Raw genomic sequence first — 7,656 nt, forward strand, 5'->3', positions numbered from 1 at the left:
TTCCATCAGCAAGCCGTAACCGTCGAACACTCCGCACCGACGCCCACATCACTACGTTCTTCCTTTAGCTCCCGCAAAGCTCGCTCCCTCCGCACCGCCGCAACAAAGTTCTCTGCGATCAAAGGATTCGCGCGGAAGGGAAGATGCACATAACTTGCCAGCACATTGCCCCGCTGAAACCCCTCCACCTCTTCCTTGCCAGAGAGCGAATACTTCACTCGATAACTCGTCGCAACGTCCCCCCGCTCGGTGATGCAGGAGTAATGAAAGCTATGTCCTCGAACCACCGTCCCTTTGCACCCCAGCAGGCAGTCCTCAGAAAACTCCACCGTCACATACCCAAACTTCACCAGCCTGTCCGTCATCTGCATCTTCAACGGCAACACCCCAGCCATCGCATACGCCACACCATCCGTCCCGCCAAGACTCTCCGACAGATAGAGCATCCCCCCGCACTCCGCGTACACCGGCCTGCCCGACGACGCAAACGCGCGCACCTCCTCAAGCATCCGCCCGTTGCCGCTCAACTCCTCCGCATGCAACTCCGGATATCCTCCACCGAAATAAATCCCATCCAATCCATCCGGCAGCGACCCATCCTTCAACGGACTGAACCGGACGATCTCCACACCCTGCTCTCGCAGCAACTCAAGATTGTCTTCGTAATAAAACGAGAACGCATGATCCCACGCCACTCCAACCCGAAGCCCAATCCGAGGTTCAGCCTGAATCTCACTCCGCGAACCGAGTGCATGCATCTCCAGCCCACACTCCAGCTCCATCAACGCATCCAGATCTAGCCGCTCCTCCGCCAGCCGCGCCAGCGTCTCGAACGCTACCCCGCCACCATCTTCAACCTCTCCCGCTCCCTGCAGTCCTAGATGCCGCTCCGGAATCCCAATCGCCTGCTCACGCGGAAGCCATCCCACAATCTTCGTTCTGCACCGAGCCTCAATCGCCTCCCGCAGCATCCCAAAGTGCCGCTCCCCCGCCACGCGATTCAGGATCACCCCTGCCAGCCGCAGCTCCGGATCGAACATCTCAAACCCCAGCACCACCGCAGCCACACTCCGCGCACTCTTCGCCGCATCCACCACTAAAACCACCGGCAGCTTCAGCAGCTTCGCAATCTCCGCGCTGCTCCCCGTATCCGCACTTCCGCTCTTCCCATCGAAGAGCCCCATCATCCCCTCGGCCACCACCACGTCCGCCCCACGCGCCGCACCCCGTAGCACACTCTTGTTCGTCTCCGCATCCATCATCCACGTATCGAGATTCCGTGCCGGCCGCCCACACACCCGCCCATGATGCCCCGTATCCAGAAAATCCGGCCCGCATTTAAATGGCTGCACCTCCAGCCCACGCCGACGCAGCCCCGCCATAATCGCCATCGCAACCGTCGTCTTCCCCACGCCACTCGCCGCGCCTGCAATCAACATTCCCTTCACGGCATCACCTCCAGATGACCCTTCAGCGCCAGCGGCAACCCCGCCACCATCAGCACCACATCATCCGCCACTCTTGCCACTCTCTGGTTCATCTCCCCCAGCAGATCCCGATACCGCCGCCCCACCGCATACGCCGGCACCACCCCGCTCCCCACCTCATTCGACACCAGCACCACCCGGCAGCTCACCGTCCCCAGCGCCGCGCACAACGCCTCCACGCGACTCTCAATCGCCGCCCGATCCTCACCCTCCGCCTCCATCACATTCGCCGCGAAGATCGTCAGGCAATCCACCACCATCACCTCGCATCCATCCCCATGCTCGGCCATCACCCGCGGCAGCTCCAGCGGCTCCTCCACGGTCACCCAATCCTTCGGCCGCTCCTCGCGATGCCGTTCGATCTTCCTCCGCATCTCGTCATCGGTCGCCTTCGCGGTCGCAACAAACACCACATCGCGCACCTGTTCCGCCAGCTGCTGCGCGTAACGGCTCTTGCCGCTTCGCACACCACCCAGCACGAGTGTCACCGAACCCTGGCGCATCTCCTGCATCGTCAGCTCCACGCCCCAGACCGACCTGCAAACTCTGAAGCCGAGTGGGAATAATGTTTAGGCAGCGCTCGTTGCAAACCTCAATCGATAGAGATCTACGAGAATGCTCTCCAGCTCTCCCTGCGAAGCTGAATCAAGCCTGAATGGTCTCCGGCAGGTCTCCTGACTCACGCTTCATCAAGTCTTGACTAGCCTTCCCAGAACGAGTCCCAGTGGCGTAAGAAAAAGTGTCAAGCTCTCAGCGCTTACAGTTACGGGGTAGCGACGGAATCGCACCGTCTTCCCTGAACCAGATGACAAAAGACTATCCCGCGCCCACCCACGGGTCAACACCGCAGCCATCGCCAGACAAAACCCAGACAAACCCCAAACAGATCCAGACACCCGCCCATCGCTACGCCCGCCCAACAAACTCTCGCGCCGCCGCCCGCGAATCCCTCACCAGATCCGGCAGCCCCACCCCGCGATACCCATTCCCCAACAACCACAGCCCCTCCAGCCCCTTCACCCTCTCCATCAACTCCGCCATCCGCTCCAGATGCCCCACCCCATACTGCGGCAGACTCCGCGGCCACCGTCGCACCACCGTCATCTGAGGATCAGGCAGCGGCCCCAGCACCCTCGCCAGCTCCATCCTCGCCACCACCGCAATCTCATCGTTCCCGCAGCGCATCAGCCGCTCCGCCGCCGCACCGCCAAAGAAAGCCCTCACCAACCGCCCACCCTGCGGAACCCGATCGTCGAACTTCTGATCCATAAACGTACACGCCAGCAACAAACTATCCGACCCCGGCGGCACCAAAAATCCAAACCCCTGCGGCACCGCAAACCGCGTCGCATCCGGAAACCCAAACCCCACCACCACCGCCGAACTCGCATCCATCTCCATCAGCTCCGCGACCCGCGCATCCACCGGCCCCAGCAGCGCCCGTGCCTCATCCGCCGGAGCCGCCATCATCACCCCATCAAACCTCTCCACCCCCCGCGCCGTCCCCACCAGCCAGCCCTCTTCGCCGTACGACACAAACCGCACAGCATCCGCCATCCGTATCCAATCCTCCGGAATCGCCGCAATCATCCGGTCCACCAGCGTTCCCAACCCGCTCCGCAGCGTCGTAAAGATCGCCGCCTTCTCCTTACCCTCCGTCGCCGCCGCCCGCGCCTGCAACCCCGCGATCAAACTCCCATGCTCCCTCTCTATCGCCACAAACGGAGCCAACACCGCACGCACGCTCAACCTCTCCACATCGCCGCCCAGCATACCGCTCAGCAGCGGAGCCCCAATCTTCGCCAGCACCTCCTCCCCAAAGTGCCTCCGCACAAACACCGCCACACTCTCGTCTTCCACCGGAGCACCCGCCCGCAGCTCCCCCGCCCGCTCCAGCTCCTCGCGATAACTCCGCTTCGCCTCCGCACTAAACAGCCCGCCCGCACCCTCTTCCACCGCATCCAGCGCATCCAGATCCGTCGGCACCATCATCCGCATCCCATCCGGCATCGCCCGCAGCTTCTTATCCACCAGCACATACGTCTTCCGCCCCGCATCCTTCGAAGCGACCACCTCATCGCCCAGCCCCAGCTCCTTGGCCAGCTCCCTCGCCCACGGCTTCTCCGTCACCCACGCATCCGGCCCACACTCAATTACGAACCCGCCCTCGCGCACCGTCTCCACAATCCCGCCCAGCCGCGTCGAAGCCTCAAACAACACCGCCTGCACATCCGCACCACCGCCCGCCGCCCGCGCCAGCTCATACGCCGCCGCCAGCCCTGCCACCCCACCGCCCACAATCGCAACCCGTTTCATCTACTCTCCCAATAAAAAAGCGAAGGCCAGGGCCTTCGCGCATTCGACCCTCACGCCGTCGACCCTCCCGACAGCCTATACCCCCGCAGGCACAGTCATCTCATCCACCGTCGCCCTGTACCCGCCCGTCACCACCTCAGCCAGCGCCCTCACCAGCACATCCGAGTCGTTCAAACTCTCCGCCCGCCACAACTTCAACCCCAGCTCGTCCGCACTCTTCCGGAACGCAATATCAATGTCATACAGAATCTCCACATGGTCGCAGAGAAATCCCACCGGCTGCATCACCACCCCCGCATGGCCCTCCGCACGAATCGCCTTCAGCGTATCTTCCACCGTCGGCCCAATCCACGGCCCACCCGAGATCCCCTGGCTCTGAAACGCAAAGTACCAGTCCCGGTCGCCAAACCCAACCCCGGCCATTCGCTCCGCCACCATCTGCGCCGTCCGCTTCGCCTCCACCGGATAAGGGTCCGGCGTCATCTGCACCGGCGTCCCCGGCCGCGCACCCGCCACCGAAGCCTCACCCGTCATAATCGTTCTGCAAGGCACGCTGTGCGCCGTAAACAGCACCGGAACCCGCCGCCCCGACTCCGCACAAGCCTGCGCCCACACCGGCCACAGCCTCTCCGCAAACGCCAGCGCCAGCGCAGGACTCTCCGCCCACCCCGCCACAAACTCCACCTCCATCCCCGCCGCAGCCGCCAGCACCGCACTCCGATAGAGCCCCACGCTCGTCCGCGAGTTCTGCGGAGCCAAACACACCGCCTTGATGTGCGTCACCCCATCCAGCCGCATCTGCGTCACCACGTCAGCAATATACGGATGCCAGTTCCGCATCCCAACATACACCCGCTGCCCATCCAGCGCCGTCTCCAGCAGACGCCCCTGCAGTATCGTCCACTTCGTCAGCGGCGGCGGCTCCAGCCCCGGCGTCTCCCTCAACCCAATCTCCGCATAGCGATGCTGCAACTCCTTTACCACCTCATCCGGCAGCGCCCGCCCACCCGTCACCTTGCTCAGATACTCCGCCATCTCGCCCAGCACATCCGGCGTCCCATGCGCCAGCAGCAAGACCGCGCTCGTCCCATCAAAGCTCATCGCGCACCCAGCTCCTTCACCCACTCCACCACCCGAATCACGCTCTCCACCGGCGTCGTCGGCACAATCCCATGCCCCAGGTTGAAGATATGTCCCGGCCGTCCATCCGCCGCCCGCAGCACCTCGCGCACCTGCTCCTTCAACACATCCTCCGGCGCAAACAGCGCAATCGGATCAAGATTCCCCTGCACCGCGCATCCCGGCCCAACGGCCTTCCAACCCACCTCCAGCGGCACCCGCCAGTCCAGACCCATCACATCCGCGCCCGTCTCACTCATCGCCGGCAGCAGCGACGCCGTCTCCACACCAAAGTAGATCACCGGCACACCCAGCGCCTTGATCCGCTGCACCAGCTCCGTGCTCCACCCCAGGCAGTACTGCCTATAGTCATGCACACTCAGCTTGCCCACCCAGCTATCGAACACCTGGATCACATCCGCGCCCGCCTCCACCTGCTGCTGCGCATAAGCAACCAGTACAGTAACAATCTTCTCCATCAACAAAGACCACGCCGCCCCATTCGAGTACATCATCTTCTTCGTCTCGATATAGTTCCGGTCGCCGCCGCTCTGCTTTCCGCCCTCGATCATGTAAGCCGCCAGCGTCCACGGAGCCCCACAGAACCCAATGATCCCCAGCGTATCCCCATCCGCCCTAGGCCCGGCAAAGTGCGTCGCAACCTTCTCAATCGCCTTCGCCACATACCCCAGCTCCTCCACGCGATCGACCCGCAGCGCCTGCACATGCTCCAGCGAACGGATCGGCGTATGCACCACCGGACCCTCGCCCGCCACAAACTCGAAGTCCAGCCCCATCGGCGTCAGCGGCAACAACAGATCGGCAAAGATGATCGCCGCATCCACGCCTAGCCGCTCCGCCGCCGTAATCGTCACCTCGGCTGCAATCTCCGGCGTCCTGCAGATATCCAGCAGTGTGTGATGCTTCCGCACCGCCATATACTCCGGCATATACCGTCCGGCCTGCCGCAAAAACCACACCGGCGTCCGATCCACAGGCTGCCGCAGACACGCCCGCACAAACCGGCTGGAGCCCGCCCCAGCCTCCACGGCAAGCTCCGTCGCCGAACGATCTACCATCGCATCACTCAAAAAATGCTCCCAATCTACCTAGTTCGAGCCTAGCACCCGAAGCCCGTCCCGCGCACCGAGCAAGAAAGCCAACCCCGACCAACGGGAGGACCACCCGCAGGGATACACAAGTCACGAAGTGACCACCCCACGTGCAGTGGGCCCGTCCGGCAGGACACGCCTTTCCCCAACAGAGCCGCCCTCAAAAAGTGAAGAAAAAAAGTTGAGAAAAAAGAGGAGAAAAAGATCAAAAACCTGGCGTACCCTTCAACCCCGAAATAACGACCAGCAAACCACCACGTCTCACCATGCTAATTACCGCACCCGTCCAGCAAGAAACCACGAAAAATCCTCGGTTTTCACAAAATCCCACCCAAAAACACCATCCCGGAAAAAATGCGCACAGATCCGCCCCGCAGCCCGTTCACTCGGCCGCCGCAACCCCAAAAAAGTCAGTCAAGGTCTCCGCTCAGGCCTCCAGCCGGAACGTAAACTCCTCAATCACGGGGTTCGTGAGCACCTCACGCGCAATCCGTTCCACCTCGGCCTGCGCGGTGTTCTGTTCCAATCCATCTTCCAAGGTCAGCAGGAAGTACTTCCCCTGCCGCACATCCGCAACGCCGCGATATTCCATCCGCCGCAGTGCATCCGCGACTGTCTGCCCTTGGGCATCCAGCACCGTTCGTTTCAGCGTGACATAGACATGAGCCTTCATCCTGTCTGATTATAGACATGATGCGGTTTTCGTCTTGCCCCGAGTACACGGACGCCCGCAGTGCAAGTCTTCAGGCTTAGAACCAGCATCACACCAACAAGCAATAAATCTGCTAGCAAACGAGAAGAGATGCCAGACTTTATGCCGAACTACATGGAGCTCCCCGTAGGCCCCGATAGCCCCGAGGTCATCAACGCCGTCATCGAGATTCCCTATGAGGGCACCAACAAGTACGAGTACGACAAAGAGCTTCACGTCTTCCGTCTCGACCGCAACCTCTACTCCCCCGTCCACTATCCCGGCGACTACGGCTTCATCCCCAGCACCCTCGGCGATGACGGCGACCCCCTCGACTGCCTCGTCCTCGTCGACACCCCCAGCTTCTCCGGCTGCGTCATGGAGGTCCGCCCCATCGGCATGCTCGAGATGCTCGACCAGGGCCTCGGCGACGAAAAGGTGCTCTGCGTCGGCAAGGGAAACCCGCGCTACAAAGACGTCTGGAACTTCTCCGAGATCTATCCCCACATGCTCAAGGAGATCACCCACTTCTTCGCCATCTACAAGGACCTCGAAGGCAAGCGCGTCGAAGTCAAAGGCTGGCGCGACGCCTCCTTCGCCCGCAACAAGGTCCTCGAAGCCCAGCAGCGCTTCATCGACAACAAGACCAACCCCGAACCCAAGCCCGTCCCCCACAAATAACCAGCAGGGAAGCACCACACAACAGCAAGGGCCACCGACCAGGTGGCCCTTCGCACTCCTACCCCCAGGCCGCCCAAACAATCGGGTGCCCATTCATTGCGTCTTTTGCGATGAGTGGGAATGTAACCCTTTCCCCAGGCCCGTCCCCGCTGTTGCCCGTTTTTTTACCACCGCTAAGCAGTTCTTCTCCCCATCCTCGCCAGCAGATACACCACCGGCCCCCCCGCCGCCACAATCCCCGCAAACGCCA

At 62.2% G+C, this 7,656-nt stretch carries 7 protein-coding genes and 1 riboswitch; of the genes, 1 reads left to right on the top strand and 6 read right to left on the bottom strand.

Annotation, left to right across the window (positions count from 1 at the left end; all coding sequences use genetic code 11):
* Nucleotides 1–5 precede the first annotated feature (5 nt).
* The 6 genes from GSQ82_RS16700 to purS form a co-directional block, all read right to left on the bottom strand.
* Nucleotides 6–1,439 (bottom strand): cobyrinate a,c-diamide synthase, encoded by a 1,434-nt coding sequence (locus GSQ82_RS16700; RefSeq protein WP_254061761.1) that lies wholly within the window; start codon nt 1,437–1,439, stop codon nt 6–8.
* A gap of 5 nt (nt 1,440–1,444) precedes the next feature.
* A complete protein-coding gene (cobU, locus tag GSQ82_RS16705; RefSeq protein WP_158793316.1) occupies nt 1,445–1,999 on the bottom strand; it encodes a bifunctional adenosylcobinamide kinase/adenosylcobinamide-phosphate guanylyltransferase in 555 nt (184 codons plus the stop codon).
* A 134-nt stretch (nt 2,000–2,133) separates the two neighbouring features.
* A riboswitch (cobalamin riboswitch) is annotated at nt 2,134–2,308 on the bottom strand.
* An 85-nt stretch (nt 2,309–2,393) separates the two neighbouring features.
* Nucleotides 2,394–3,803, bottom strand: coding sequence for a protoporphyrinogen oxidase (hemG, locus tag GSQ82_RS16710; RefSeq protein ID WP_158793317.1), 1,410 nt, complete (start codon nt 3,801–3,803; stop codon nt 2,394–2,396).
* Between the two features lie 75 nt (nt 3,804–3,878).
* Nucleotides 3,879–4,904, bottom strand: a complete 1,026-nt coding sequence (gene hemH, locus GSQ82_RS16715) for a ferrochelatase (protein WP_158793318.1) — start codon at nt 4,902–4,904, stop codon at nt 3,879–3,881.
* Nucleotides 4,901–6,001 carry a uroporphyrinogen decarboxylase gene (gene hemE / locus GSQ82_RS16720; protein ID WP_158793745.1) on the bottom strand — a complete coding sequence of 367 codons (1,101 nt, stop codon included), beginning with the start codon at nt 5,999–6,001 and terminating at the stop codon, nt 4,901–4,903. Before hemE ends, hemH begins: the two co-directional genes overlap by 4 nt.
* Nucleotides 6,002–6,461: 460 nt before the next feature.
* Complete coding sequence (gene purS, locus GSQ82_RS16725; protein WP_158793319.1) at nt 6,462–6,707, bottom strand: phosphoribosylformylglycinamidine synthase subunit PurS; 246 nt, start codon at nt 6,705–6,707, stop codon at nt 6,462–6,464.
* A 141-nt stretch (nt 6,708–6,848) separates the two neighbouring features.
* On the opposite strand from purS, the gene GSQ82_RS16730 reads away from it, so the two are divergent.
* Nucleotides 6,849–7,406, top strand: a complete 558-nt coding sequence (locus GSQ82_RS16730) for an inorganic diphosphatase (RefSeq protein WP_158793746.1) — start codon at nt 6,849–6,851, stop codon at nt 7,404–7,406.
* Nucleotides 7,407–7,656: the final 250 nt, after the last annotated feature.

Origin of the sequence: Granulicella sp. L60 (assembly GCF_009765825.1) — a bacterium.
Taxonomy (GTDB): domain Bacteria; phylum Acidobacteriota; class Terriglobia; order Terriglobales; family Acidobacteriaceae; genus Edaphobacter.